The 26,338-nt window shown below is 68.6% G+C and carries 23 protein-coding genes and 2 tRNA genes; 6 read left to right on the top strand and 19 right to left on the bottom strand.

The features are described from left to right. Nucleotides 1-95: 95 nt before the first annotated feature. From AC3A5K_RS04800 to AC3A5K_RS04815, 4 genes are all read left to right on the top strand, one after another. Nucleotides 96-1,496, top strand: coding sequence for a PhoH family protein (locus AC3A5K_RS04800; RefSeq protein ID WP_487616386.1), 1,401 nt, complete (start codon nucleotides 96-98; stop codon nucleotides 1,494-1,496). A gap of 233 nt (nucleotides 1,497-1,729) precedes the next feature. Continuing rightward, nucleotides 1,730-2,542, top strand: coding sequence for a bifunctional hydroxymethylpyrimidine kinase/phosphomethylpyrimidine kinase (gene thiD, locus AC3A5K_RS04805; protein WP_487616387.1), 813 nt, complete (start codon nucleotides 1,730-1,732; stop codon nucleotides 2,540-2,542). Then, complete coding sequence (locus AC3A5K_RS04810) at nucleotides 2,539-3,387, top strand: alpha/beta hydrolase family protein (protein WP_487616388.1); 849 nt, start codon at nucleotides 2,539-2,541, stop codon at nucleotides 3,385-3,387. Before thiD ends, AC3A5K_RS04810 begins: the two co-directional genes overlap by 4 nt. 72 nt (nucleotides 3,388-3,459) lie before the next feature. Further along, entirely contained in the window at nucleotides 3,460-4,743 is a 1,284-nt protein-coding gene (locus tag AC3A5K_RS04815) for a nucleotide sugar dehydrogenase (protein ID WP_487616389.1), read from the top strand. Nucleotides 4,744-5,531: 788 nt separating this feature from the next. Here the strand turns inward: AC3A5K_RS04815 and AC3A5K_RS04820 are convergent. From AC3A5K_RS04820 to AC3A5K_RS04905, 18 genes are all read right to left on the bottom strand, one after another. Then, nucleotides 5,532-5,608: transfer RNA gene (locus AC3A5K_RS04820), tRNA-Arg, on the bottom strand. 102 nt (nucleotides 5,609-5,710) lie between these two features. Further along, nucleotides 5,711-5,803: transfer RNA gene (locus AC3A5K_RS04825), tRNA-Ser, on the bottom strand. A 52-nt stretch (nucleotides 5,804-5,855) separates the two neighbouring features. Next, nucleotides 5,856-6,080 (bottom strand): carbon storage regulator CsrA, encoded by a 225-nt coding sequence (csrA, locus tag AC3A5K_RS04830; protein WP_487616390.1) that lies wholly within the window; start codon nucleotides 6,078-6,080, stop codon nucleotides 5,856-5,858. 160 nt (nucleotides 6,081-6,240) lie between these two features. Next, the gene (gene alaS, locus AC3A5K_RS04835; RefSeq protein ID WP_487617052.1) at nucleotides 6,241-8,886 is read right to left on the bottom strand and encodes an alanine--tRNA ligase; all 2,646 of its coding nucleotides are present in this window, start codon (nucleotides 8,884-8,886) and stop codon (nucleotides 6,241-6,243) included. Between the two features lie 160 nt (nucleotides 8,887-9,046). Then, entirely contained in the window at nucleotides 9,047-9,643 is a 597-nt protein-coding gene (locus tag AC3A5K_RS04840; RefSeq protein WP_487616391.1) for a regulatory protein RecX, read from the bottom strand. Further along, nucleotides 9,621-10,664: a recombinase RecA gene (gene recA, locus AC3A5K_RS04845; protein ID WP_487616392.1), complete on the bottom strand. Its 1,044-nt coding sequence runs from the start codon at nucleotides 10,662-10,664 to the stop codon at nucleotides 9,621-9,623. The genes AC3A5K_RS04840 and recA overlap by 23 nt, the downstream gene beginning before the upstream one ends. A gap of 184 nt (nucleotides 10,665-10,848) precedes the next feature. After that, nucleotides 10,849-11,493: a transcriptional repressor LexA gene (gene lexA, locus AC3A5K_RS04850; protein ID WP_487616393.1), complete on the bottom strand. Its 645-nt coding sequence runs from the start codon at nucleotides 11,491-11,493 to the stop codon at nucleotides 10,849-10,851. Between the two features lie 119 nt (nucleotides 11,494-11,612). Next, entirely contained in the window at nucleotides 11,613-13,280 is a 1,668-nt protein-coding gene (locus tag AC3A5K_RS04855) for a 3-hydroxybutyrate oligomer hydrolase family protein (protein WP_487616394.1), read from the bottom strand. 422 nt (nucleotides 13,281-13,702) lie between these two features. Continuing rightward, nucleotides 13,703-13,954: a hypothetical protein gene (locus AC3A5K_RS04860; protein ID WP_487616395.1), complete on the bottom strand. Its 252-nt coding sequence runs from the start codon at nucleotides 13,952-13,954 to the stop codon at nucleotides 13,703-13,705. 66 nt (nucleotides 13,955-14,020) lie between these two features. Next, nucleotides 14,021-15,115, bottom strand: a complete 1,095-nt coding sequence (truD, locus tag AC3A5K_RS04865) for a tRNA pseudouridine(13) synthase TruD (RefSeq protein WP_487616396.1) — start codon at nucleotides 15,113-15,115, stop codon at nucleotides 14,021-14,023. Further along, a complete protein-coding gene (gene ispF, locus AC3A5K_RS04870) occupies nucleotides 15,112-15,603 on the bottom strand; it encodes a 2-C-methyl-D-erythritol 2,4-cyclodiphosphate synthase (RefSeq protein ID WP_487616397.1) in 492 nt (163 codons plus the stop codon). The genes truD and ispF overlap by 4 nt, the downstream gene beginning before the upstream one ends. 94 nt (nucleotides 15,604-15,697) lie before the next feature. After that, on the bottom strand, nucleotides 15,698-16,414 hold the full coding sequence (ispD, locus tag AC3A5K_RS04875) for a 2-C-methyl-D-erythritol 4-phosphate cytidylyltransferase (protein WP_487617053.1): 717 nt from the start codon (nucleotides 16,412-16,414) through the stop codon (nucleotides 15,698-15,700). Further along, complete coding sequence (gene ftsB, locus AC3A5K_RS04880; protein ID WP_487616398.1) at nucleotides 16,414-16,776, bottom strand: cell division protein FtsB; 363 nt, start codon at nucleotides 16,774-16,776, stop codon at nucleotides 16,414-16,416. Before ftsB ends, ispD begins: the two co-directional genes overlap by 1 nt. Before the next feature lie 18 nt (nucleotides 16,777-16,794). Further along, entirely contained in the window at nucleotides 16,795-18,081 is a 1,287-nt protein-coding gene (eno, locus tag AC3A5K_RS04885; protein WP_487616399.1) for a phosphopyruvate hydratase, read from the bottom strand. Nucleotides 18,082-18,119: 38 nt separating this feature from the next. Then, nucleotides 18,120-18,533: a DUF2314 domain-containing protein gene (locus tag AC3A5K_RS04890; RefSeq protein WP_487616400.1), complete on the bottom strand. Its 414-nt coding sequence runs from the start codon at nucleotides 18,531-18,533 to the stop codon at nucleotides 18,120-18,122. A gap of 80 nt (nucleotides 18,534-18,613) precedes the next feature. After that, on the bottom strand, nucleotides 18,614-19,447 hold the full coding sequence (gene kdsA / locus AC3A5K_RS04895) for a 3-deoxy-8-phosphooctulonate synthase (protein ID WP_232149866.1): 834 nt from the start codon (nucleotides 19,445-19,447) through the stop codon (nucleotides 18,614-18,616). After that, the gene (pyrG, locus tag AC3A5K_RS04900; protein WP_487616401.1) at nucleotides 19,444-21,144 is read right to left on the bottom strand and encodes a CTP synthase; all 1,701 of its coding nucleotides are present in this window, start codon (nucleotides 21,142-21,144) and stop codon (nucleotides 19,444-19,446) included. Before pyrG ends, kdsA begins: the two co-directional genes overlap by 4 nt. A 137-nt stretch (nucleotides 21,145-21,281) precedes the next feature. Further along, complete coding sequence (locus AC3A5K_RS04905) at nucleotides 21,282-21,569, bottom strand: hypothetical protein (protein WP_487616402.1); 288 nt, start codon at nucleotides 21,567-21,569, stop codon at nucleotides 21,282-21,284. 294 nt (nucleotides 21,570-21,863) lie between these two features. Here AC3A5K_RS04905 and parE point away from each other — a divergent pair, with 294 nt between their 5' ends. Beyond that, nucleotides 21,864-23,753 (top strand): DNA topoisomerase IV subunit B, encoded by a 1,890-nt coding sequence (gene parE, locus AC3A5K_RS04910; protein ID WP_487616403.1) that lies wholly within the window; start codon nucleotides 21,864-21,866, stop codon nucleotides 23,751-23,753. A 154-nt stretch (nucleotides 23,754-23,907) separates the two neighbouring features. After that, a complete protein-coding gene (locus AC3A5K_RS04915; protein WP_487616404.1) occupies nucleotides 23,908-24,825 on the top strand; it encodes an AEC family transporter in 918 nt (305 codons plus the stop codon). 72 nt (nucleotides 24,826-24,897) lie between these two features. Here the strand turns inward: AC3A5K_RS04915 and mdtD are convergent, their stop codons facing one another. Beyond that, on the bottom strand, nucleotides 24,898-26,274 hold the full coding sequence (mdtD, locus tag AC3A5K_RS04920) for a multidrug transporter subunit MdtD (protein ID WP_487617054.1): 1,377 nt from the start codon (nucleotides 26,272-26,274) through the stop codon (nucleotides 24,898-24,900). Nucleotides 26,275-26,338 lie beyond the last annotated feature (64 nt).

Here is a 26,338-nt window from a genome sequence, read left to right on the forward strand (position 1 = left end):
CCCGCATCGCGGGTCACGGCGGCGCGGCCGTGCGTGTGCAACGAAAGCTCCACTCCCGTCATCCCTTTTCAACACGGAACGCCGACACTCCGATGATGACCAAAGGCAAGCGCGTCTACGTTCTCGACACCAACGTGCTCATGCATGATCCCACAGCGCTGTTCAAGTTCGAGGAGCACGATGTCTACCTGCCGATGCAGGTGATCGAAGAGCTGGACAACGGCAAGAAAGGCACCAGCGAAGCCAGCCGCAATGCGCGACAGGTCAGCCGGTTCCTCAACGAACTGATCGAAGCGGCGGGCAGCGACCAGATCGCGAACGGCCTGCCGTTGCTGCGTCCCCAGGGCCTGCAGCTGCGTGGCGTGCAGAGCGTCGGCAAACTGCGGTTCCAGACCACGACGCCCAGCGAAGACCCGACCTCGTTCGGCGCGGCCGCGCCCGACAACCGGATCCTCGGCGCGATCCTCGACCTGGTGCGCACCGAACCGGACTACCCGGTGGTGTTCGTCTCCAAGGACATCAATCTGCGGATCAAGGCGGCGATCGCCGGCATCCCGAACGAGGACTACGAGAACGACCGCGCGCTCGACGATTTCAGCCTGCTCTATACCGGCGCGACCGCGCTGCCGGACGACTTCTGGTCGCGCCACGGCAAGGACCTCAAGTCCTGGACCGACAAGGGCCGCACGTTCTACGAACTGGCCGCCGACGAGGACGACGGCTGGTATCCCAACCAGTTCCTGTACCTGCCGGGCGACGAGGAATCGGAGTTCCGGGTCGCACGCGTCGAGGACGGCCGCGCGACGCTGCAGATCGTCGACGATTTCCGCCACACGCAGCACGCGGTGTGGGGCATCAACGCGCGCAACCGCGAGCAGAACTTCGCGCTCAATGCACTGATGGATCCGGAGATCGACTTCGTCACCCTGCTCGGCACCGCCGGCACCGGCAAGACGCTGCTCGCACTCGCGGCGGGGCTGGCGCAGACGATGGACCAGCAGCGTTACCGCGAGATCATCATGACCCGCGCGACGGTCAGCGTCGGCGAGGACATCGGCTTCCTGCCCGGCACCGAAGAGGAAAAGATGACGCCGTGGATGGGCGCGCTGACCGACAACCTCGAAGTGCTGACGCACAACCAGGAAGGCGGCAGCTGGGGCCGCGCGGCGACCAACGATCTGTTGGCCTCGCGCATCAAGATCCGCTCGATGAACTTCATGCGCGGGCGCACGTTCCTGTCGCGGTATCTGATCCTCGACGAGGCGCAGAATCTCACGCCCAAGCAGATGAAGACGCTGATCACCCGCGCCGGTCCCGGCACGAAGATCGTGTGCCTGGGCAACGTGGAGCAGATCGACACGCCCTACCTCACCGAGACGACATCGGGCCTGACCTACGCGGTCGACCGCTTCAAGAACTGGGCGCATAGCGCGCACATCACCCTGCGTCGCGGCGAGCGTTCGCGTCTGGCCGACTTCGCGTCCGAAGTGCTGTAACGGCCGGGCACATGCGCCCGGCTGCCTGCTGATGCCGGCACCGGACCGGGGCCTCACGGTCCCGGTTCGGACAAGCAGACACACGTTGCGCGCCCGCATGGCCGGGCGTGATCGCATCGACGCCACGCAAACGATAGGCACCTGCGTCATCGCATGCCCGGCAAGCCGGCGATCACGACACGTCGTGCGACCTCCCGCCTGCGCATCGCCTGCACGGCAGGCACAATGCGTCCATGAGCCCTTCTTTCTCGCGCCCGCCTTCCGTCCTGACGATCGCCGGTTCCGATTCCGGCGGCGGCGCCGGCATCCAGGCCGACCTCAAGACCTTCGCCGCGCACGACATCCACGGCCTGTCGGCGATCGCCGCCCTGACCGCACAACACACGCGCGGCGTTACTGCCGTGCACGCACCGCCGCTCGCATTCCTGCTCGCCCAGATCGACGCCTGCTTCGACGACTTCGACGTGCGCGCGGTCAAGATCGGCATGCTGGCCACGGCCGAGATCGTCACCGTGGTGGCGGATGCGCTGGCCCTGCGCCCCGATGTGCCGGTGGTGCTGGATCCGGTCATGATCGCCACCTCCGGCGCCAAGCTGCTCGACGACGATGCACTGGGTGCGCTGCGTACGCGGCTCATTCCGCGCGCGACCGTGCTCACGCCGAACATGCCCGAGGCCGAACTCCTGCTCGGCCATCCGATCGTCGATGCAGCCGCCGCCGACGCCGCGCGCGACGCGCTGCGCGCGCTCGGTGCGCGCGGCGTACTGCTCAAGGGCGGGCATCTGGACGAAGGCGACGAGGTCGTCGACCGCTATGCGGACGCCGGCACCGCCTTCGCGCATCGCGCGCCGCGGATGGCGATCGACGGCCATGGCACCGGCTGCACGCTGTCCTCGGCGATCGCTGCACGCATCGCACGGGGCGACACCCCGGCCGATGCCTGTCGCGGGGCGATCGACTACGTGCATGCGGCGATGCGCGCCGCCTACCGGCCCGGCAACAGCGATGTCAGCGTGCTGGGACACCTCGCCCCGCGCACCCGATGAGTGAGGTCGTGGCCCGTGTCGATGTGCTGACCGCCGAAGACGGCCACCGCTTCGAGCTGATCGCACGCCTCCCCGCGCAGCCCCGACGCGCCCTGCTCTGGCTGCCTGCGATGGGCGTGCCGGCGAAACACTATCTGCCGTTTGCAGAGGCACTCGCGGCGCGCGGCATCGCGGTGTTCCTGCACGAATGGCGCGGCATCGGCTCGAGCGCCTTGCGCGCTGGCCGCGGCGTGGACTGGGGTTACCGCGCCCTGCTGGCTGACGACATCGTGGCCAGTGAAGCGGCCATCGAACGGGCGCTCGGTCCGATCGGCCGCGTCGTCGGTGGCCACAGCCTCGGCGGTCAGCTCGCCTGCTGCCATCTCGCCCATCGGCCGGATGCCGCGCAGGCGCTGTGGCTGGTCGCCAGCGGCGCACCGTACTGGCGCGCGTTTCCGATGCCGCGCGGCTGCATGCTGCCGCCACTGTACCGCTTCCTCGCGTGGCTGTCGCGCGTGCGCGGCGTGCTGCCCGGGCGGCGGCTCGGCTTTGCCGGCAACGAAGCGCCCGGCGTCATCGCCGACTGGAGCCGCAGCGGTCTGAGCGGCCGCTATCGCGCGGCGGGTCTGGCCTGCGATCTCGAGGCCGCGCTGCGCCGCGTCGATGTGCCCGTCCACGCGGTCTGCCTCGCGGACGACTGGCTGGGGCCGCCGTCATCGCTCGCGTTTCTGCTGTCGAAACTGGGCGCGACGCACGCGCCGGCCGTCACCACGCTGGACGCGAACGCGCTGGGCGTACCCGCCGACCATTTTGCCTGGATGCGGCATCCCGCTGCTGTGGTCGACGCCTTGCTCGCGAGCGGTTGAAGACACCGAGCGGCGGCCGCGATGCCGGCGTCCGCTACACTCCGTCGGCACTTTTCCATGTGAACCGACGCAATGAGCGCAACGCTGCCCGCACGTGACGACATCCGCATCGCCATCGTCGGACTGGGCTATGTGGGACTGCCGCTGGCCGTGGCATTCGGACGCCGACATCCCACGCTGGGGTTCGACATCGACCAGACGCGCATCGACGGCCTGCGCAGCGGCCACGACCACACGCGCGAACTGTCGGAACAGGACCTGGCCGCGGCCACGCAGCTGCGCTACACCGCCGAAGCCGCGGACCTCGCCGAGTGCAATGTGCACATCGTGACCGTGCCGACGCCGGTCGATGCCTACAAGCGCCCTGACCTGTCCGCGCTGGAAAGCGCCAGCCGCGCTGTGGGCGCAGTGATCGGCCGCGGCGACGTGGTGATCTTCGAATCGACCGTGTATCCGGGCGCCACGGAAGAGATCTGCGTGCCGCTTCTGGAACAGGCATCGGGCCTGCGCTTCCGAGAGGATTTCCACGTCGGCTACAGCCCGGAGCGGATCAATCCGGGCGACAAGCAGCACCGGCTGGAGAACACGCTGAAGGTCACCGCCGGCTCCTGCCCGGCGTCGGCCGAATTCGTGGACACGCTGTACCGCGACATCGTCGAGGCCGGTACGCATCGCGTGTCGAGCATCCGCGTCGCCGAAGCGGCCAAGGTGATCGAGAACACGCAGCGCGACGTCAACATCGCGCTGGTCAACGAACTGGCGCTGATCTTCGAACGCCTGGGCATCGACACGCACGAGGTGCTCGAAGCCGCCGGCACCAAATGGAACTTCCTGCCGTTCCGGCCGGGCCTGGTCGGCGGCCACTGCATCGGCGTGGATCCGTATTACCTGACGCACAAGGCGCAGGAGATCGGCTACCACCCCGAAGTGATCCTGGCCGGACGCCGCATCAACGACAGCATGGGCCTGCATGTGGCCCAGCGCGTGGTCAAGCTGATGCACCAGCGCGGCCTGCAGACCGCCGGCGCGCGCGTGCTGGTGCTGGGCCTGGCGTTCAAGGAGAACTGCCCGGACCTGCGCAACACGCGCGTGGTCGACGTGGTGCACGAACTGCAGAGCTACGGCGTGCAGGTCGACGTCCACGATCCCTGGGTCGCGCCCGCCTACGCGCAGGCCGAACACGGGCTGGCGCTGATGACCGAACCCGCCGCGGAGACCTACGACGCGATGATCCTCGCCGTCCCGCATACGCAGTTCATCGCACTCGGCAGCGCCGGCATCCGCGCGTTCGGCAAGACCGGCGCGGTGCTGTTCGACGTCAAGGCCGCGCTGCCCGAGGCGGACGCGCGCCTCTGAGCGCACGGCGGGCGACGCGTACACGCGCGCGTCGATCCAGCCTCGGCTTCGAACCTGTCCAGTAAGTTCGCGCGCGTGATGCGCGCGTCGGCGGGTACGCCTGCGCGCCTTCACAGTGCCGCAGCTTGAGTCCCCGCGCACGGCGTCGCGTCGCCTGTCCGCACGCGGCGTGACTGCATCGGTCACCGCACTCGCCGATCAAACAGCGCCGGGTTTCAAGGTCTGCCGCATCTCGACGTCTGGCCTGTGGCCGGGTTTGATGACGAAGGATGAGCATCGCGCCCAGAGCCGCCGATTCAAGCGGCGAGACCGTGTGTGCGCAGCGCCACCGTGCAGACGACGCCGCGTGGAAAGAAAGCGCAGACGGGACATCTCATCGCGCGAGAGCCGACAGATAAGTTCGCTGCATCATCGACAGCGCTGCTCCAGGCGCTCCAGAGCATCCGCATGCGAAAGCGAACGCGTAAGGCCGCGTGCTGCGTCAGAGCGCGCGTCACAGCCGGCTTGGCAGAAGCGCGGCCAGCAAGCGCAATCGCACTGCGTCGGACTGCGCTGCGCAGTCCCTGGACGCGATTTCGTGACGTCGGCTCAAGCGACGCAATTGCATGTGCAGCTTTGGACCATCGGGCATAGAGCTACGAGCGCAATGTCCCGGGATCGCGCCGGCGGGCAGACGACACCGCCGTCGAAACGCATGTTTGCCTGCACGCCCTGCATGCGCTCGACTACCGACGAAACACGCACACACAAAAAAGCCAGCGAGTGATCGCTGGCTTCCTTGTGTGTTCTGGTGCGCCCGGAAGGATTCGAACCTCCGACCCCCAAGTTCGTAGCCTGGTGCTCTATCCAACTGAGCTACGGGCGCGTTTGAACAGAAGCGGAATTTTGCAGAATGACGAGCGTTTCGTCAACCGCTCTGCGAGATTTTTTTCGTTGATTCCTCCCGGAATCCGATTGAATCAAGCAGTGGCGGAGAGTGAGGGATTCGAACCCTCGATGGAGTTTTAAGCCCCATACTCCCTTAGCAGGGGAGCCCCTTCAGCCACTCGGGCAACTCTCCGGATCAACACGCTCGGCAGGTAACAACCGAGCGCGGGACGAAGAATAGCCGGTCACCTCGTCTGCGGCAAATCTTCTTGCACGTCTTCGTGCAGATCGGCGTTTTCGTCGCCGCCTTCGCGATGGATGCGCTGGTAGATCTCCTCGCGATGGACGGCCACATCCTTCGGTGCGTTGATGCCGATGCGCACCTGGTTGCCCTTGACGCCCAGCACGGTCACGGAGACCGAATCCCCAATCATCAGCGTCTCGCCGACGCGTCGGGTCAGAATCAACATAGAACTCTCCTCGAGCCGACACGGGAGCACCCTGCCGGCATGGACTGCAACTCGGACCGCTCTCGACCTATGGAAACCGATTACAGACCAGCGTGAAGCGGGAAGGATGTCGCGTGCACGACGGCCGGTCAACTGCCGTCGGAACGCATTTAGCGCGCGCTTATGCGGCCCGCTCGGCGACCCAGCGACCGACGTCGGCCAGCGCGGCCTGCAGCGCAGGACCATCGTCGCCACCGCCTTGGGCCAGGTCCGGACGGCCGCCGCCCTTGCCGCCGATGCGTCCGGCGATATCCGACAGCAGCTCGCCGGCCTTGACCCGGCCCGTCGCCGCGCCGCCGACACCGGCGACGAGCGCGGCCTTGCCGCCGTTGACGCCGGCAAGCACGACGACGACATCGCCGAGCTGCTGCTTGATGCGATCGACCGCATCGCGCAGCGCCTTCGCATCGAGACCTTCGATGCGCGCGGCCACGACCTTCAGGCCGGCGACGTCGATCGCAGCGGAGGCGAGATCCGCCGTCGCGCCGCTTGCCGCCTTCGCCTTGAGCGCATCGAGTTCGCGCTCGAGCTGCTTCTGGCGATCGAGCAGTGCGCGCACGCGGTCACCGACGTCGGCTGCAGTGCCGCCGAGCAGGCCCGCCGCCTGGCGCAGACGCTCCTCCTCGGCGCGCACGTGATCGAGCGCGGCCTGGCCGGTCAACGCTTCGATGCGCCGCACGCCGGCGGAGACGCCGCCCTCGGACACCAGCTTGAACAGTCCGATGCGGCCCGTCCGGTCGACATGCGTGCCGCCGCAGAGTTCGACGGACTCGCCCATCGTCACCACGCGCACGCGCTCGCCGTACTTCTCGCCGAACAGGGCCATCGCGCCGGCGTCGAGTGCGGCCTGCATGTCCATCTGTTCGATCGACACCGGATGGTTCGCACGGACTTCGACATTGACGCGGCGTTCGATCTCGGCGAGTTCGTCGCCGGCGACCGGCTGGAAATGCGAGAAGTCGAAACGCAGGCGCTCGGGCGCCACCAGCGAGCCCTTCTGCGCGACATGCGTGCCGAGCAGATCGCGCAGCGCGCCGTGCAGCAGATGCGTGGCGCTGTGGTTGAGCAGAATGGTGCCGCGACGCGCGGCATCGACGCGGCCGCCCACACGATCGCCAAGGCGCAGCGCGCCTTCGACCAGCGTGCCGACGTGGCCATGGAACTGACCGGCGTACTTCTGGGTGTCGTCGACGCGGAACTGCAGGCCGTCCGCAGCCAGTGCACCGGTATCGCCGACCTGACCGCCGGATTCCGCATAGAACGGCGAGCGTGCGAGCAGCACGACCGCCTCGTCGCCGGCGGCGATCGCATCGACCGGGCGTCCGTCCTTCAGCAGCGCGACCACTTCGAGACCATCGGCCTCGGTCGCGTCGTAACCGACGAATTCGGTCGGCGACAGCTGCGCGACGAGATCCGCCGGCAGGCTGGTGCTGGACGCGAATCGGCCTGCCGCACGCGCGGTTTCGCGCTGGCGCTGCATCGCCGCGTCGAAGCCGGCCATGTCGACGTCCAGGCCACGCTCGCGCGCGATGTCGGCCGTCAGGTCCAGCGGAAAGCCGTAGGTGTCGTAGAGGCGGAACGCATCCTCGCCGGGGATCGCGCCCTGGCTGCGCGTCGCGACCTCGTCGAAGATGCGCATGCCGGCATCGAGTGTTTCCGCGAAGCGCTCTTCTTCCGCACGCAGCGCGCGTTCGACCAGCTCGCGCTTCTCGCGCAGTTCCGGATACGCATCGCCCATCACGGCGTCGAGGGTGTCGACCATCGCGCTGAAGAACGGCTGGCGCACGCCGAGCATCCAGCCGTGGCGCAGCGCGCGGCGGATGATCCGGCGCAACACGTAGCCACGGCCTTCGTTCGAAGGCAGCACGCCATCGACGATCAGGAAGCTGCAGGCTCGGATGTGATCGGCGATCACGCGCAGCGACTTGTTCTCCAGATCCTGCGTGCCGGTCAGTTCGCCGGCCTTGCGGATCAGGGCCTGGAACAGGTCGATCTCGTAATTGCTGTGCACGCCCTGCAGGATCGCGGCCAGACGTTCGAGGCCCATGCCGGTGTCGACGCACGGCGCCGGCAACGGCAGCAAGGTGCCGTCGGGCTGCTTGTCGAACTGCATGAAGACCAGGTTCCAGATCTCGATGAACCGGTCGCCGTCCTCGTCGGGCGAACCCGGCGGACCGCCTGCGATGTGCGCGCCGTGGTCGTAGAAGATCTCGGTGCACGGGCCGCAGGGGCCGGTGTCGGCCATCTGCCAGAAATTGTCCGACGCATACGGCGCGCCCTTGTTGTCGCCGATGCGGACGATGCGGTCTTCCGGAATACCGACCATGTCGCGCCACAGCGCGTAGGCCTCGTCATCGGTCTGGTAGACGGTCACCAGCAGGCGCTCGGCCGGCAGCTTCCAGACCTGGGTCAGCAGCTCCCAGGCCCAGGCGATGGCGTCCTGCTTGAAGTAGTCGCCGAACGACCAGTTGCCGAGCATCTCGAAGAAGGTGTGGTGACGCGCGGTGTAGCCGACGACATCGAGATCGTTGTGCTTGCCGCCCGCGCGCAGGCAGCGCTGTACGTCGGCCGCGCGCACGTAGCTGCGCTTCTCGGCGCCCAGGAATACGTCCTTGAACTGCACCATGCCCGAGTTGGTGAACAGCAGCGTCGGGTCGTTGCCCGGCACCAGCGGCGCCGACGGCACCACCGTGTGGCCCCTGGCCTTGAAGAACTCGAGGAAGTCGCTGCGGATCTGGGCGGTGCTGGTGGGGGTGTGCGTGGTCATATGCCTGGCGTTGACGAAAACGGGCATGCGCTGCGATCCGTATCCGCCGCGTGGCGGTGTCGGTCAGAAGCTGTCGCCCAATCGTCAAAGGGTAGCAGGCCGGCCGGGGCCGATGCCCGCCTGGCAGACGGACGCGGGGCGCGGTGTCCCCGCGGAATCGCTAGCGTCCGCAGAACCGCCGGATCGCGCTGTGCAGGACCCCGGCGCCGAAACCGCGACGCATCAGGAAATCCCCGGCCTTGCGCCGGGCAGCGGGGTCGCCGGCCAGGACCTCCGCATCAAAACGCCGCGTCAGCAGGTCGAGCGCGCGCGCCGGCCAGTCGGCATCGCCGTCGTCCTCCAGCGACTGGAACGCGCCGGCGACGATCTCCGGCGCCAGACCGTGGGTCGAGAGCTCGGCTTCGATCCGCATCGGGCCGTAGCCGTTCATGACCCGGGCCCGCGCCAGGCTGGCGGCGAAGCGGGCATCGTCCTGCCAGCCCGCCTCGGTCATCGTGTCCACCGCGGCGTCGGCGTCGGCCTCGTCGACGCCACGGGCCAGCAGCTTGCGCCGCAGTTCAGGGCGCGAATGTTCGCGCCGGACCAGCAGCGCCAATGCGCGCTGGGCCGGCGTGGCGTCCTTGCGGCGCCGACGCGGCGACGCCGGCGCATCGTCTGCACCGGCGTCGTCGCGAACGTCGTCCCCGGCCGCCGTCTGGCGGTCCGGGGCGTCGATCGGGGCCAGCGGCCCCGACTCAGTCGTCGTCGTTTTCGTCATTGCCCGCTGCTGCTGCCGCCAGCACGGCTGCCGGCAGCAGCTTCTCGCGGATGCCCGCTTCGATGCGCGCGGCCACTTCCGGGTTGTCCTTGAGGTACTGGCGGGCGTTCTCCTTGCCCTGCCCGATCCGCTCGTCGCCCGCGCTGTACCAGGCGCCCGCCTTCTCGATCAGCTTGGCCTCGACACCCATGTCGATCAGCTCGCCTTCGCGGCTGATGCCTTCGCCATAGAGGATTTCGGTGATGACCTGCTTGAACGGGGGCGCCATCTTGTTCTTGACGACCTTGATGCGGGTTTGGTTGCCGATGATCTCGTCGCCCTTCTTGATCGCACCGATGCGGCGGATGTCGAGGCGGACCGAGGCGTAGAACTTCAGCGCGTTGCCGCCGGTCGTGGTCTCGGGGCTCTGGCCCGGCATCATGATGCCGATCTTCATGCGCAGCTGGTTGATGAAGAACACCATGCAGTTGCTGCGCTTGATGTTGCCGGTCAACTTGCGCAGCGCCTGGCTCATCAGGCGGGCCTGCAGGCCCGGCAGCTGGTCGCCCATCTCGCCTTCGATTTCGGCGCGGGGGGTCAGCGCGGCGACGGAGTCGATGACGACCATGTCGACCGAGTTCGAGCGCACCAGCATGTCGGCGATTTCGAGCGCCTGCTCACCGGTGTCGGGCTGCGAGACCAGCAGGTCCTCGACATTGACGCCCAGCTTCGCGGCGTAGGTGGGATCGAGTGCGTGCTCGGCGTCGATGAACGCCGCGACGCCGCCGAGCTTCTGGCACTGCGCGATCGTCTGCAGGGTCAGCGTGGTCTTGCCCGAGGACTCGGGACCGTAGACCTCGATGACGCGGCCGCGCGGCAGGCCGCCGATGCCGAGTGCGAGATCGAGCTGCAGCGAACCGGTCGGAATCACCGGCACCACTTCCGACACGCGGTCGCCCATGCGGATCACGGAGCCCTTGCCGAACTGCTTCTCGATCTGGCCCAGGGCTGCAGACAGCGCGCGCTTCTTGTTCTCGTCCATCGTGGTGGTCCTTGTCATTCGTGTTCCGGGTTGATGAAGGCATCGTCGCAGGCGTGGATCGCACAGGCTGCGACTCGGTGGCGTGGCGGTTCTGACGCTAGGGCCAGGCACACATGCCGATCAGTGGCGAAGGAAGCGTCGGGCAGTCGGGAAACGCCGCGACGACGATAGGTGCCGAACGCGCTCACCGGTTCGGCCGCACCAGGCCGCAATACAGGCCTTCGATGGCGAAGTCCTGATCGGGCAATACATCGATGGGTGCGTAGTCGGGGTTGCGCGGCAACAGGCGGATGCGGTCCTTGCCGATCTTCAGCAGCTTGACGGTGATCGCATCGTCCAATCGCGCGACGACGATCTGGCCCGAACGCGCATCGCGCGTGCGGTGCACGCCGATCAGGTCGCCCTCGAAGATGCCCTCGTCGCGCATCGAGTCGCCCTTGACCTTGAGCAGGTAGTCGGGCGACGGCGAGAAGAACACGCGATCGAGCACCACGTAATCGTCGGATCCGATGTCGGCACCGATCGGCAGGCCGGCCGCCACCTGTCCCAGCACCGGCAGGCGCAGCGCATCTGCCGCGTGCGCATCGGCCAGCGGCAGGCTGTGCTGGGCGGCCTGCAACGCGACCCGCAGGCGGATCCCGCGCGCGCGTCCCGGCAGGCGTTCGATCGCACCGGCCGCCTCGAGGGCATCAAGGTGGTACTGGGCCGCGCGCACGCCGCTGAAGCCGAACGCACGCGCGATCTCGGTCTGCGAAGGCGGCATGCCCTCGGACTCAATGCGGTCGCCGATCATGTCGAGGATGGCGCGCTGGGTCGGGGAGAGATTCATGGTTAGTAGTATTACTACTAACGGATCCAGGTGCAAGCCGGGAGCCCTGCCTGCTCCAGGACCGGCGCCGGGCACGCGGCAGTGGCCCATCCGCAGCGCATGGGCGGCCGACGCGTCGTCTACGGGACGCCTTCGATGACGGCATCCGCAGGCAGCGGTGCCTGCCCGTCGAGATGGGCCCATACCTGGTCCAGCGCGGCGAACACATGCGGCAGCAGCGCCGCGTAGCGCGCGGCCACCCCGGGCAGCGCGCGTGCACTGTCGAAGTGCTGGACACCGGCAACCTGCCGGAAGCGCACATCACGGCCGGCCGCGCGCGCGGCGGCCACGTAGGGCGCGCTGGAGAAGCGCATCGAGATCAGGCCGTCGTCTGCGCCGTGCACGATGACCACCGGCACGCCGGCAGCCGGCGGCCTGCATCGGAGTTCCGCGATGCCGGCGCGGACGCGGCTGCCGTCTACGCCGTCGCGGTCGACCAGTCCACGCAGGGCCAGCAGCCTTGGAACTGCAGGATCGGGTCCCGTCGCAAGCGGGTCCACGATGCCGACGCCGGCGCCCGGCGGCAGGCCGGTGGCATCCGCCCACCACGACGCCCGCGCCTCTAGCCGCGCGGGGCGCGGGGTCCCGTCCTCGCGAAGTGCCGAAAACCGGTAGCCGCAGGGATGGGCGTCGACCGCGTAGCGACCGTAGGCCGAGGCGTAGGTCACCGCGATCGCGCGCCACAGATCGAAGGCGAGCGGGATGGCGGCCGCGCGCAGCGCGCGTGCGGTCCAACCGCCGGCCTCGAGCCGCGCGCGCGCCGAACGCGCCTGCGCATGCAGATCGCCGCCTTCGACCCAGCCCGTCGCGCGCAGCGATTTGCCACGCGCAACCGCCTGCGCTGGCGGCAGAGGCAGTGGCAGATCGTCGACGACGTGCAGCGCGCAGGGCAGCAGCAGCGCGGCTTCGGTCGCGTAGTCGTAGAGGCTGCGCGCCCCCGCGCCGTCGGTATCCACGCTGGGCGCGCCGGCGACGACGGCATCGAGCCAGTCGCCGTCCAGCTCCGCCGCGCGCAGCACCGCGCCACCGCCGTTGGACAGGCCGACGGCGATGATCCGTGTCGTGCGCAGATCGAAGGGGCCCGCGTCCGGAAACGCGTCCGCCAGCACCTTCAGCGCGAACTGGGCCGCCTGGCGCACGTGGCGTCCCCAGTCGGCCTCCGGGTTGTCGCCCGAATGCGCGTGCTTGATCGCGATCCCGCCGGCGCCCGGCGCGTCGACCGCGAACGCGGCGTTGGCGGGATCCTTGACCACGCGGCCATCGATGCCGATGCCGGATCGGGCTTCTAGATCCACGTAGTCCGTGCCGGCGCCCTTGTCGGTGCAGGCCACCACGCAACCGGGCGGCAGCCCCCAGGCACTGGCGACCGCGATCGCGCCGTAGATCCCGCGCGAGCCCGAGGCCGCGGAGACGACGATGCAGGGTCTGGCCGGATCGAAGGTATCGGGCACCTGCACCATCACCCGGTGCGGCTGGCTCGCGCCGGGCACGGTCGCCAGCGCGTGGTATTCGAGGCCGTCTACCGGCGCCACATCCCTGCAGGCACCGGACACCGACAGATCGGCAATACCGCGCCAGTTCGCCCAGATCGCGCGGCGGCGCAGTTCGGCCGGTGTCGGATGCGCGGCATCGGCAAAGGCCGGTGGTCGCGTCGTGCGCAGACCGGCAAGCCCGAGCCCCGCTGTCAACAGGTCGTCGGCGCCGCGATGGGCGGTGCTGCGGACATGGGCGAAAACGGTGGACGGCATGGCTGTCATCGAAGCAGTCGGGACGCGGCCCATCGTACGTGCCGTGTCTGCGGAGATCAGGCTGCCCACATCGCGTCCGCGCACGCGGTCGGGGCCCTTCGAAGGTGGCTCGATCTCATGCACCAGCGATCCCGCTGACGGAGCCAACCGGAGCGAGGACATCGCGATGCGCCGCGGCGTGCTGCCGGGGCGTCACGCAGTGCGGCTGCAGTCGTCAGGCACGACCACCTCGACGCATCAAAGGCCGTGCGCATCGACCCGAGGACATGCCTGCCCAAGCACGCGATCATCGCTTCCCTGAGCCTTTCGATCATCCGCGAGCGCAACGTGCCGGAAAACGGGTGTCCGCCAGATTCGCGCTGCACGTGATCCTCAAAACATCCCGATCGCACGACCGCGATGCACCCGCCCCGCGCGGCACATCAGGGGTCGGTGCGTGTGGACTCGGAGGGCGAGACGCGACGCAGCGGCGGATGGATCCACTGCACCTGCAGGCCGCGCCTGCGCGCCTTCTGTTCGACCGCGGCGATATACGTCCCGTCGTCGACGTGCGTGCCCGGATGACCGGCCGGCAGCGCCGTCGTCCGCGGTGTCTGCGAGGCGCAGCTGGCGACGAGCACCACTGCGCCCAGCATCAGGACCCGACACGGGTTTGCCACTGGAAGTCGTGACATGGGCGGACTCCATCGCGACCGCAGCAGCGGCCTGCGTCCGCTATACACCCGCGCGTGGCACCCGGCTCAGCCGTCCGTCGGCGGATGCGCGCGCAGCCGGTCTGCAGCCGCGTTGCCGATCCCGCCCAGTTCGGCCAGGACCGCGGTGGCATAGCAGCCGGGCGGCAGTCCGAAGCCCAGTTCCAGCACGTCGCCGGCGAGCCAGCGCCAGGTCAGGGCATCGGCCATCAGGCGCGTCGCCCGGCGCTCCTGCGACAGCCCCGCACCTTCCAGACCCTCGCGCAGTGCGCGCGATTCCGGGTCGTCGAGTGCCTCGAGTTCGCAGGCCCGTGCGGCCGACGCGCTGCGCAGGTCCCCGCGGCCCCACATCGGGCCGGTCGGATGGATGTCGCGCGCCGCGACGCGCGCGGCCAGGGTGTCGCTCGCCGGTTCGGGGCCGAACACGCTGCGGCTGCCGTCGAGCATCCAGACCTCGCCCTCCAGTCCGCTCGCCCAGTCGCCTGCCGTCACACGCGCAGCGAGCACCCGGTTGAACAGCGCCGAGCGCGCGGACGACAGCAGCATCGCGCGTTGCTCGCGCCCCAGCCGCCGACGCGGCGCCGCGAACATCGCCAAGGCCTTCGCCACGTTGCCGCCGCTATGTCCGAAGCGCTGTTCGCCGAACCAGTTCGGCACGCCGCCGTCCGCGATGGTGCGCAGACGCGTCTCGATCGCCTCGTGTGCCCCCAGCACATCGCGCAGGGTCAACACGAAGCGGTTGCCCGCCAGCGCACCGCGCGGCAGCTTGCGCGAATGCCGGAACGCCGCGATCACGCGCAGCGACTGCCCGTCGCCCTCGCCCATCCGTTCGAGCGCGGCGGGATCGGGATCGGCACGCCCGGGCAACTGCACGCTGAAACGCTGCGTGGTGATTGCGTGCCGGTCCTTGAGCCCGGCGTAGCCCACCGCGCGTTCGTCGACACCGGCCCACTGCGCCAGCAGCCGTGCGACGAAGCTGGTGTTCATGCCGCGCTTCTCGATCGTCAGCAGCAGATGTTCGCCGGCGCCGGATGCCTCGAAGGCATCGCGCTCCTCGACCCTGAAATCTTCGGGGTCCTGACGGATCGTCGCGGTCAGCACCGCATCGCCGTAGGCGCGCGGCAGCGCGGTCGGTGCGCTCACGCCGCGACGAGCAGGCACACCGCCTGCGCGGCGATGCCTTCGCTGCGGCCGGTGAAGCCGAGGCGCTCGCTGGTCGTGGCTTTGACCGACACCCGGTCGATGTCGATGACGAGATCATCGGCGATCGCGGCGCGCATCGCATCCGCATGCGGCCCCACCTTCGGGCGTTCGCAGATCACCGTGATGTCGGCATTGCCGACCTGCCAGCCGCGGTCCGCCAGCAGCGCATTGCAGTGGCGCAACAGCGCGCGGCTGTCGGCACCCTTCCAGCGGTCGTCGCTGGGCGGGAAGTGCACGCCGATGTCGCCGAGCGCGAGCGCGCCGAGCATCGCGTCGCAGAGTGCGTGCAGGGCCACGTCACCATCGCTGTGCGCCAGCACGCCCTGGCCGTGGGGCACACGGACGCCGCCGATCATCACGTGGTCGCCATCGCCGAAAGCATGGACATCGAAGCCCTGGCCGATGCGGATGTTGGGATGTGTGGACATGGAACTCGCTTCGATAGGAGTGAATCGCACCCCGACACTGGCCGTGATGCGCGAAGACGGCGGCCGTGCGTGCACCCGCAGGCCCGCCAGGAATTCAGCGGGCGCGTCGCGCCAGTTCGAAGTCGAACCGCGCCAGATCCGCGGGGGTGGTGATCTTGAAGTTGTCGTCGGCGCCCTCCACCAGCAGCGGCCGCGCACCCTGCAGCTCCATCGCCATCGCCTCGTCGGTGACCGCGATGCCACGCGTGCGTGCCGCATCCAAGGCGCGTGCAAGCTGCAGGCGCCGGAACAGCTGCGGGGTCAACGCGCGCCACAGCCGCTCGCGCGGCTCGGTGCCGTCGATGCCGCCGTCGTCGCCGGCCCGCTTGAGGGTGTCGCGCACCGGCGCGGCGAGGATCGCGCCGACCGGGTCGAGCCGACCGCGCTCGAGCAAGGCATCCAGATCGGCGTGCGACAGGTTGGGCCGGGCCGCATCGTGGACCAGCACGAAATCGTCGGGGCGCACGGTATCCGGCAACGCGGCGAGGCCGGCCAGCACGGAATCGGCGCGCGTCGCGCCGCCCACTGCCGTCAGCAGCGGTTTGCCACGCAACGCCGTCTGCACGTCCGCCGACGCCGGCGACTCGCCCGCACCCAGCACCAGCACGACGCCGGCCACGCCCGCATGCGCGGACAGCGCGTCGAGCGTATGCGCCAGCACGCTGCGGCCGCCGACTGCGAGGTACTGCTTCGGCACATCACCGCCGAAACGCGTACCGCGGCCTGCGGCGGGCACGATGGCCCAGAGCCCGCCGCGCGCCTGGTCCGGGATCACGGCGATTCGCCGCGCGTGGAACCCGCCGCCTCCGGATCGAGACCATGCTCGACCGGCAGCGGCGCGATGCGTGCATCGTCGACCACGCGATAGAAGGTTTCGCCGGGCTTGATCATGCCCAGCTCGCCGCGCGCGCGTTCCTCGATCGCGGCTTCGCCCGACTTCAGGTCGGTGACTTCAGCCGCCAGTGCATCGTTGCGCTGCTGCAGACCTTCGTTCTGGCGCGCCTGCGCCTCGACGCGTCCACGCAATTCGTCCACCTGGGCCGTGCCGCCCACGCCGAACCACAGCCGGAACTGCAGCCAAGCCAGCAGCCCGGCCAGCCCCAGCAGCACGAGGAGAAACGCGCGGACGCGCATGGCGATGGCAGGTCCGGATCAGCGGGTCAGCGAAACGAACGCATCGCGGCCCGCGTAGCGCGCGTTCGCGCCCAGGGCTTCCTCGATGCGCAGCAGCTGGTTGTACTTGGCGACGCGGTCGCTGCGGCACAGCGAACCGGTCTTGATCTGCGTGGCCGTGGTGGCGACCGCGATGTCGGCGATCGTCGTGTCCTCGGTCTCGCCGGAGCGGTGCGAGACGACCGATGCGTACTTCGCGGCGTCCGCCATCGCGATGGCTTCGAGCGTCTCGGTCAGCGTGCCGATCTGGTTGACCTTGATCAGGATCGCGTTCGCGGTCTTCGAATCGATGCCTTCCTTGAAGATGCGCGGATTGGTGACGAACAGATCGTCACCGACCAGCTGCACCTTGTCGCCGATGCGGTCGGTCAGCTGCTTCCAGCCGGTCCAGTCGTCCTCGGCCATGCCGTCTTCGATCGTGACGATCGGGTACTGCGCGGCCCAGTCGGCGAGGAAGTCGACGAACTGCTCGCCGGTCAGGCGCTTGCCCTCGCCGACCAGGTGGTACTTGCCGTTGTCGAAGAACTCGCTCGAGGCCACGTCCAGGCCCAGCAGCACGTCGTCGCCGGCGCTGTAACCGGCTTTGCCGATCGCTTCGAGGATGGTGTCCAGCGCTTCGACATTGCTGCGGAAGTCGGGCGCGAAGCCGCCTTCGTCGCCGACCGCGGTGCTCAGGCCATGGCCCTTGAGCACGGACTTGAGCGCATGGAAGATTTCGGTGCCCGCACGCAGCGATTCGGAGAAGCTCGAGAAGCCGACCGGCAGCACCATGAACTCCTGGAAATCGACGTTGTTGTCGGCATGCGCGCCGCCGTTGATGATGTTCATCATCGGCACCGGCAGCACCGGGGCGCGATCGCCGGCCAGCAGCTTCCACAGCGGGATCTTCTTCGACGCGGCCAGCGCGTGCGCATTCGCCATCGACACACCCAGCAGCGCGTTCGCGCCCAGGCGGCCCTTGTTCTCGGTGCCGTCGAGATCGATCAGGCGTGCATCGAGGCCGGCCTGGTCGGCCGAATCGAAGCCGGTCAGCGTCTCGGCGATGGTGCCGTTGACGTTCTCCACGGCCTTGCGCACACCCTTGCCCAGGTAGCGGGTCTTGTCGCCATCACGCAGTTCCACCGCCTCGCGCGCGCCGGTCGATGCACCGGACGGCACCATCGCGCGGCCGAAACTGCCGTCTTCGAGGGTGACTTCGGCTTCCAGGGTGGGATTGCCGCGGGAATCGAGGATTTCGCGGGCGTGGATCTTGGCAATGGCGGTCATAGTCGGGTCGTAGGTCTCATTGGGAGGGGAAACGGAACTCAGGCGTCGACGAAGCGCGCTTCCTGGGCCAGCACATGCCCGGGAATCGGATGGCCGTCACGACGCGCGATCGCCATCTGGGCGCGCGTGCCGTAGCCACCGAGGATACGACCATCATCGAGAAACACCTGCCAGTCCTCGATCTCGGCCAGCGGCACGGCGACGGGATCGTCCGGCAGGGCGCCATCGACGAAGGGCGTGACGACACGCGCCGTCACGATCGTATCGTCCATCGCCTCCGGCGTCGCCCACACGTGTTCGATGTCGCCGGCGGCGTTGCGCAGCGGGAACTTCACCCCCGCCTGCCGGTGCGTGCCGATGTGCGGGCGCATCGCGTCGATCGATGCCTGCGCGCGGGCGCTGGCCTCATGCAGCAACCGGTCGTCCTGCGAGATCGGCATCGCAGTGCGCATCTGACGATGCGCGCTGCGCACGGCCAGCACGATCGCCAGCGTGCACAGCGCCAGCGCGGCCAGCCAGGGCCACCAGCCGGTCAGAGGTCGGCTTCCGCGAAGCCGGCGCGTTTGGTGACGGCGTCGAGTTCCAGCATGGTTTCCAGCAGAGCGCGCATGCGCCCCAGCGGCCACGCGTTCGGGCCGTCGCTGAGCGCTTCTTCCGGCTTGGGGTGCGTTTCCATGAAGACACCGGCCACGCCGACGGCAATTGCCGCGCGCGCCAGCACCGGCACGAACTCGCGCTGGCCGCCGCTGGAATTGCCCTGCCCGCCCGGCAGCTGCACCGAATGGGTCGCGTCGAACACGACCGGGCAATTGGTCTCGCGCATCACCGCCAGCGACCGCATGTCGCTGACCAGGTTGTTGTAGCCGAAGCTCGCGCCGCGCTCGCAGACCATGATCTGGTCGTTGCCGGTGGACTTCGCCTTCTCGACGACCGGCTTCATGTCCCACGGCGACAGGAACTGGCCCTTCTTGATGTTGACCGGCTTGCCGGCGGCGCAGACCTTCTTGATGAAATCGGTCTGCCGCACAAGAAAGGCCGGCGTTTGCAGCACGTCGACGACCGAGGCGACCTCGTCCATCGGCGTGTATTCGTGCACGTCGGTCAGCACCGGCACGCCGAGCTGGCGCTTCACCTCGGCCAGCACGCGCAGGCCTTCTTCCATGCCCGGGCCGCGGAAGCTGGTGCCGGAGGTGCGGTTGGCCTTGTCGAAGCTGGACTTGAAGATGAAGTTGATGCCGAGATCGGACGTGATCTCCTTCAGCTGGCCGGCGACGTCGAGCTGCAACTGCTCGGACTCGATGACGCAGGGACCGGCGATCAGGAAGAACGGCTGGTCGAGACCGACCTCGAATCCACAGAGCTTCATGCGTGGGCCTCCTTGAGGCGCGTGGTGTCCACCTGCGCCTCGCCGGCGCGGCGCGCGCGGGCGGCGCCGACGAAACCGATGAACAGCGGATGCCCGCCGCGCGGCGTGGACAGGAATTCGGGATGCGCCTGGCAGGCGATGAACCACGGGTGCTGCGGCAGTTCGACCATTTCCACCAGCAGGTCGTCCATCGACTTGGCCGAGATCACCAGACCGGCGTCCTCGAGCTGGGTGCGGTAGCGGTTGTTGAACTCGTAGCGATGGCGGTGACGCTCGCCCACCACGTCCTTGCCGTAGACCTCGCGCGACTTCGTACCGGGCTTGAGGCGCTGCTCCTGCAGGCCGAGGCGCATCGTCCCGCCGAGATCGCTCTTCTCGTCGCGACGCTCGAGTTCGCCCGACTGGGTGCGCCACTCGGTGATCAGGCCGATCACCGGATGCGGCGACTGGCGGTCGTTCTCGGTGCTGTTGGCGCCTTCGAGGCCGGCGACGTTGCGGGCCATGTCGACCACCGCCGCCTGCATGCCGTAGCAGATGCCGAAATACGGCAGGCCGCTCTCGCGGGCGTACTGCGAGGCCAGCACCTTGCCTTCGAAACCGCGATCACCGAAGCCGCCGGGCACCAGTACGCCGTCGACGTCACCCAGCCACGCGGACGCGCCGTCGCGCTCGATGTCCTGGGATTCGATCCACTTCAGGCCGACCTTCGTGCCCTGGCGGATGCCGCCGTGCTTGAGCGCTTCGCCGACCGACTTGTAGGCGTCCTTGTGGTCGACGTACTTGCCGACGACGCCGATCGTCACCTCGTCGACCGGGTGCTCGACCGCGTTGACCACGTCGATCCACTCCGACAGGTCCGCGGTCGGCTTGGCCTTCTCGCCCAGGCGCAGGCGCTCGACGACGAGTTCGTCCAGGCCCTGGGCATGCAGCCACATCGGGATCTTGTGGATGTTGTCGAGATCGACGGCCGAGATGACCGCCTTCTCCGAGACATTGGTGAACGAGGCGATCTTGCGGCGCTCGCCATCGGGCAGCGGCTGCTCGCTGCGGCACAGCAGGATGTCGGGCTGGATGCCGATCGAGCGCAGTTCCTTGACCGAATGCTGGGTGGGCTTGGTCTTCAGCTCGCCGGCCGCCGCGATGTAGGGCACCAGGGTCAGATGCATGAAGACGGCTTTTTCGCTGCCGCGGTCGGTGCGGATCTGGCGGATGGCTTCGAGGAACGGCAGCGATTCGATGTCGCCCACCGTGCCGCCGATCTCGACCAGGGCCACGTCGTAGCCCTTGGTGGCCTCGTCGATGGCGCGCTTGATCGCATCGGTGATGTGCGGGATGACCTGCACGGTCGCGCCGAGATAATCGCCGCGGCGTTCCTTGCGGATCACGCTCTCGTAGATCTTGCCGGTCGTGATCGAGTTCTTGCCCGACAGGCGCACATTGATGAAGCGCTCGTAGTGGCCCAGATCGAGGTCGGTCTCCGCGCCGTCGTCGGTCACGTAGACCTCGCCGTGCTGGAAAGGGCTCATCGTGCCCGGATCGACATTGATATAGGGATCGAGCTTCATCATCGTCACCCGCAGACCGCGGGCTTCGAGGATGGCGGCCAGGGACGCGGCTGCGATGCCCTTGCCGAGAGAAGAGACCACGCCGCCGGTGACGAAGACGAGCGGAGTGACGGAACTGTTGGGGAGAGTCATGAGCACAGCGGGTCGCTGGAAAGCCCCATTCTACAGGCTGACGCCAATCGGCGCCCGGCCTCCTGGCCACGCGGGGCCGGAAAATGCGAACGCCCCGGGCTGGCCGGGGCGTCGCGAAGGGGATGCGGGCGCTGGAATCAGGCCGGATCTTCCTCTTCTTCCTCTTCGACCTGGGTAGCCTGCTGCTCGGCCTCGGCCTGGGCGTCATAGGCCTCGTTCACGGCGTCTGACGCGTAGGTGCTCTCGACCGCGGCGTTCTCGGCAGCCTGGGCGGCGGCCTCGGCGGTCTGCGCATCGGTCTCGGCCTGCTGGGCGGCGGCCTGCGCGGCGCGGGCCTGCTGGTCGATGGTCGCGTCCTGCGCGAAGGCCGGCGCGGCGAAGGCGGTGGCGACGATGGCGGCGAACAGTACGTTGCGGGTCTTCATTGGACTCTCCCTGGAACGGATGAAAGAACAGCTGAAAGGGGATCAATCACGCCGGCATGGATCAGGGGGATGGCCGGCGAAGTGTCGATGCATGCCGCCGTCGACAGGTCCAACCTAGCCAGCCACAACCGGCTTCAGCCTGAACAACGGCCGCATTACATCGCGTCCACACAGGGGTAACGGAACTGCAATCGCTTACATGCGGTCGTGGCGGGATTCCGCCCGTTCGTGCGCATCGAGGTGGGTCCAGGCCCGATCCATTACCATGCGCCGGTCTCTCCGCTCCGGGCTCGCATGAACACCCGTTACAACGCCGCCGACATCGAAGTCCTCTCCGGCCTGGATCCGGTCAAGCGCCGCCCCGGCATGTACACCGACACCACGCGCCCGAACCATCTGGCGCAGGAAGTCATCGACAACGCCGTCGACGAAGCGCTGGCCGGACACGCCCGCGAGATCGCCGTCACGCTGTTCAAGGATGGCAGCTGCGAGGTGTCCGACGACGGCCGCGGCATGCCGGTCGACATCCACCCGGAAGAAAAGATTCCGGGCGTCGAGCTGATCCTCACGCGCCTGCACGCGGGCGGAAAGTTCAGCAACAAGAACTACACCTTCAGCGGCGGCCTGCACGGCGTCGGCGTCAGCGTGGTCAATGCGCTGTCGACGCTGGTGGAAGTACACATCAAGCGCGACGGCAACGAACACCGCATCACCTTCCGCGACGGCGACCGCGCGTCGCCGCTGGAAGTGGTCGGCACGGTGGGCAAGAAGAACACCGGCACGCGCGTGCGCTTCTGGGCCGACCCGAAGTATTTCGACAGCCCGAAGTTCAGCGTGCGCGCCCTGCGTCATCTGCTGCGCGCCAAGGCCGTGCTGTGCCCCGGCCTGACCGTGACCCTGCTCGACGAAGCCACCGGCGAGCGCGACCAGTGGCTGTTCGAGGACGGTCTGCGCGATTACCTCAAGGGCGAACTGGCCGAACGCGAACTGCTGCCGCCGGAGCTGTTCGTCGGCGCACTGAAGAAGGACACCGAGACCGTCGACTGGGCAGTCGCGTGGGTGGTCGACGGCGAGCTGGTGCAGGAGAGCTACGTCAATCTGATCCCGACCGCGCAGCACGGCACCCACGTCAACGGCCTGCGCACCGGCTTCACCGACGCGCTGCGCGAGTTCTGCGATTTCCGCAATCTGCTCCCCAGAGGCGTCAAGCTGGCGCCGGAAGATGTCTGGGACCGCGTCGCCTTCGTGCTGTCGATGAAGATGACCGACCCGCAGTTCTCCGGCCAGACCAAGGAGCGGCTGTCGTCGCGCCAGGCCGCGGGCTTCGTCGAAGGCGCCGCGCACGACGCCTTCAGCCTGTGGCTCAACCAGCACACGGATCTGGGCGAGAAGATCGCCCAGCTCGCGATCGACCGCGCCAGCGCGCGGCTCAAGACCGAGAAGCAGATCGTCCGCAAGAAGGTCACCCAGGGTCCGGCGCTGCCGGGCAAGCTGGCCGACTGCATCAGCCAGGATCTCTCGCGTACCGAACTGTTCCTCGTCGAGGGCGACTCGGCCGGCGGCAGCGCCAAGCAGGCGCGCGACAAGGACTTCCAGGCGATCCTCCCGCTGCGCGGCAAGATCCTCAATACCTGGGAAGTGGCCAGCACCTCGGTGCTGGGCTCGGAGGAAGTGCACAACCTGGCGATCGCGATCGGCTGCGATCCGGGCAAGGAGGACATCGCCGGTCTGCGCTACGGCAAGGTCGTGATCCTGGCCGACGCCGACTCCGACGGCCTGCACATCGCGACGCTGCTGTGCGCGCTCTTCCTGCGCCATTTCCCGGCGCTGGTCGCGGCCGGCAACATCTTCGTCGCGATGCCGCCGCTGTTCCGCGTCGACGTGGGCAAGCAGGTCTTCTACGCGCTCGACGAGGAAGAGAAGCGCCTGCTGCTCGAGAAGATCGCGCGCGAGAAGCTCAAGGGCCAGATCAACGTGACCCGCTTCAAGGGTCTGGGCGAAATGAATCCCTCGCAGCTGCGTGAATCGGCGATCCATCCCGACACGCGCCGCCTGGTGCAGCTGACCGACGACGACAGCCTGCAGACGCATTCGCTGATCGACATGCTGCTGGCGAAGAAGCGCGCCGGCGACCGCAAGGCGTGGCTGGAGACCAAGGGTGATCTGGCAACGCTGGAAGTCTGACGGCGACGCCTTCCACCTTGCCGCGGCGACGGCGCGGGCACCCCGGCGATCGCGGGACGTGCCTGCATCGTTGGACCGGGCGGCGCTCGCCTCTGCACTGACGTGCAACGTGGCGGCGGATCACGCCGCCCTGCCCGGCCGCATCGCCTGACCGATGCTCGACTACACCATCCCCGTCCTGTTGATCGTCCTGCTCGGCGTCTGGCTGCGCCGCAGCCGCTGGACGCCCGAGGGCTTCTTCCCGGCGATCGAGTGGTTCTCGTTCTACGTCGCGTTTCCGGCCCTGCTCTTCATCAATACCGCGCGGCTGGAATTTTCCGGCGGCGCGCTGCGCGACCTGACCGCGGCCACCCTGCTGCCGACGCTGGCGATGGTCGCGCTGCTGGTGCTGGCGCTGCGCTTCATCCGTCGCCTGCCCGACCCCAGCCGCTCGTCGATCATCCAGGGCGCCGTGCGTCCGAGCACCTATTTCGGCCTCGCGGTCGCCTCGCTGCTGTTCGAGGACGATGCCGCCGCGCTGGTGATGCTGGCGCTGGCGATCTGCCTGCCGGTGGTGAACGTCGTCGCCGTGGTCGCGCTGGCGTGGTGGGGCGGCACCCGCGTCGGCCTGGCGCGCATCGGCGCGATGCTGGCGCAGAACCCGATCATCCTGGCCACGGTGGCCGGCGGCCTGGTGAACGTCATCGGCGTGACGGTGCCGGCGCCGCTCGGCAACGGGCTCGACATCGTCGGCAGCGCGTCGCTCGCGCTGGGCCTGCTCTGCGTCGGCGGCGGTCTGGATTTCCGCTGGTCGGCGGCGCGTCCGGTCGCGCTGGTCACCACATCGGTCCTGAAGCTCGTGGCGCTGCCGGTGCTGGCGGTACTCGTCTGCCGCGCGCTCGGCGCCGATGCGGATGTCACCCGCGCGGCCTGTTTCTACGCGGCGCTGCCGGCGGCCTCCAACGCCTACATCATGGCGCGCCAGATGGGCGGCGATGCGCCGCTGATGGCGTCTCTGATCACCCTGCAGACGCTGCTCGCCATCGTCACCGTGCCGCTCGCGCTGCAGTTGCCCGGCCTGCTGATGCGGTGACCGGAACCGGGCCGTGCCGGCTTCGCCCGCGTCTGCAGTCGGGTGCTGCCGATGAAGCCGAGGGCGCAGCCGTCAATGCTGCTCGGTGGTGCCGACGACCTTGTCGGGAATCCGATGCGTGGGGCCGAGCTGGGCGAAGATCGCCGCCGACGCCAGGGTCAGCGCGCCGATGCAGACGAAGGTCCAGCGGAACGCGGCCAGCACCGGCGTCGCATCCACCGGCTCACCGCTGAAGGCGCCCAGCAGGCCGCCCGCCGTGGCGACGCCCAGGCTCATCGCCAGCATCATCACCATCGACAGCAGGCTGTTGCCCGCGCTCGCCTCGGGACCGGACAGATCCCGCAGGGCCAGGGTGTTCATGGCGGTGAACTGCAGCGAGTTGACCGCGCCGAACACCGCGAACTGCAGCACGTGCAGCCACACCGGCTGGCCCGCATCGACCAGCGCGAAGCTCGCCATCGTGAGCCCGGTCAGCACGGTGTTGACCACCAGCACGTTGCGGTAACCGAAGCGCTGCACCAGCGGCACGACGATGCGCTTGGAGAACATGCCCGCCAGCGCAACCGGAATCATCATCAGGCCGGCCTGCGTCGGCGGAAAGCCGAGCGCGACCTGCAGCAGCAGCGGAATCATGTACGGCATGCCGCTGCTGCCGAGGCGCGCGAACAGGTTGCCGAGCAGGCCGACGCTGAAGCTGCGCGTGCGGAACACCGACAAGGGAAACAGCGGCGCGACCGCGCGCGCCGCATGCAGCCAGTACGCGACCAGCGCCGCCAGCCCGGTGACCAGCAGCACCACCAGCGCGGCATGGCGCGCCGCATGGCCCGACAGCGCCTCGACCGACAGCGACACCGCGATCATGCCGAAGGCCAGCAGGCCGTAGCCCGGCAGGTCGAAGCGCGAGACCGGCGCGCGCAGGTCGGGCATCCACTTCAGGGCCGCGATCGCGCCGACCACGCCCAGCGGCAGGTTGATCAGGAAGATCCAGTGCCAGGACGCGACATCGGCCAGCCAGCCCCCGAGCGCCGGGCCGATCAGCGGACCGATGAGCCCCGGCACGGTGACGAAACTCATCGCCGCCAGAAACGCCGTGCGCGGCACCGCGCGCAACACGGCCAGTCGCCCGACCGGCATCATCATCGCGCCACCGATGCCCTGCAGCACGCGCGAGGCGACCAGCGCATCGAGATCCTGCGACAGCGCGCAGGCCAGCGAGCCCACGGTGAACAGCACGATCGCCGAGACGAACAGCCGACGCGTGCCGAACCGGTCAGCCAGCCAGCCCGAGGCCGGGATCAGCATCGCGACCGTCAGCGCGTAGGCGACGACGACCGACTGCATCCGCAGCGGCGACTGCCCCAGATCCACGGCCATCGACGGCAGCGCCGTGTTGACGATCGTGGTGTCCAGCATCTGCATGAACACCGCGGCCGCGACCAGCCACAGCATCGGCCGGAACGGCCGCAGCAGCGCCGCGTCGCGTGCGCTGCGGCCCGCGTCCGACGTGCGCCGC

It is taken from the genome of Luteimonas sp. Soil_C_5, assembly GCF_057656615.1.

Coding starts and splice junctions, on each gene's coding strand:
- AC3A5K_RS04800 (WP_487616386.1), top strand. CDS start 96: ATGACCAAAGGCAAGCGCGTCTACGTTCTCGACACCAACGTGCTCATG.
- thiD (WP_487616387.1), top strand. CDS start 1,730: ATGAGCCCTTCTTTCTCGCGCCCGCCTTCCGTCCTGACGATCGCCGGT.
- AC3A5K_RS04810 (WP_487616388.1), top strand. CDS start 2,539: ATGAGTGAGGTCGTGGCCCGTGTCGATGTGCTGACCGCCGAAGACGGC.
- AC3A5K_RS04815 (WP_487616389.1), top strand. CDS start 3,460: ATGAGCGCAACGCTGCCCGCACGTGACGACATCCGCATCGCCATCGTC.
- csrA (WP_487616390.1), bottom strand. CDS start 6,080: ATGTTGATTCTGACCCGACGCGTCGGCGAGACGCTGATGATTGGGGAT.
- alaS (WP_487617052.1), bottom strand. CDS start 8,886: ATGACCACGCACACCCCCACCAGCACCGCCCAGATCCGCAGCGACTTC.
- AC3A5K_RS04840 (WP_487616391.1), bottom strand. CDS start 9,643: ATGACGAAAACGACGACGACTGAGTCGGGGCCGCTGGCCCCGATCGAC.
- recA (WP_487616392.1), bottom strand. CDS start 10,664: ATGGACGAGAACAAGAAGCGCGCGCTGTCTGCAGCCCTGGGCCAGATC.
- lexA (WP_487616393.1), bottom strand. CDS start 11,493: ATGAATCTCTCCCCGACCCAGCGCGCCATCCTCGACATGATCGGCGAC.
- AC3A5K_RS04855 (WP_487616394.1), bottom strand. CDS start 13,280: ATGCCGTCCACCGTTTTCGCCCATGTCCGCAGCACCGCCCATCGCGGC.
- AC3A5K_RS04860 (WP_487616395.1), bottom strand. CDS start 13,954: ATGTCACGACTTCCAGTGGCAAACCCGTGTCGGGTCCTGATGCTGGGC.
- ispF (WP_487616397.1), bottom strand. CDS start 15,603: ATGTCCACACATCCCAACATCCGCATCGGCCAGGGCTTCGATGTCCAT.
- ftsB (WP_487616398.1), bottom strand. CDS start 16,776: ATGCGCGTCCGCGCGTTTCTCCTCGTGCTGCTGGGGCTGGCCGGGCTG.
- eno (WP_487616399.1), bottom strand. CDS start 18,081: ATGACCGCCATTGCCAAGATCCACGCCCGCGAAATCCTCGATTCCCGC.
- AC3A5K_RS04890 (WP_487616400.1), bottom strand. CDS start 18,533: ATGCGCACTGCGATGCCGATCTCGCAGGACGACCGGTTGCTGCATGAG.
- kdsA (WP_232149866.1), bottom strand. CDS start 19,447: ATGAAGCTCTGTGGATTCGAGGTCGGTCTCGACCAGCCGTTCTTCCTG.
- pyrG (WP_487616401.1), bottom strand. CDS start 21,144: ATGACTCTCCCCAACAGTTCCGTCACTCCGCTCGTCTTCGTCACCGGC.
- AC3A5K_RS04905 (WP_487616402.1), bottom strand. CDS start 21,569: ATGAAGACCCGCAACGTACTGTTCGCCGCCATCGTCGCCACCGCCTTC.
- parE (WP_487616403.1), top strand. CDS start 21,864: ATGAACACCCGTTACAACGCCGCCGACATCGAAGTCCTCTCCGGCCTG.
- AC3A5K_RS04915 (WP_487616404.1), top strand. CDS start 23,908: ATGCTCGACTACACCATCCCCGTCCTGTTGATCGTCCTGCTCGGCGTC.
- mdtD (WP_487617054.1), bottom strand. CDS start 26,274: ATGCTGTGGCTGGTCGCGGCCGCGGTGTTCATGCAGATGCTGGACACC.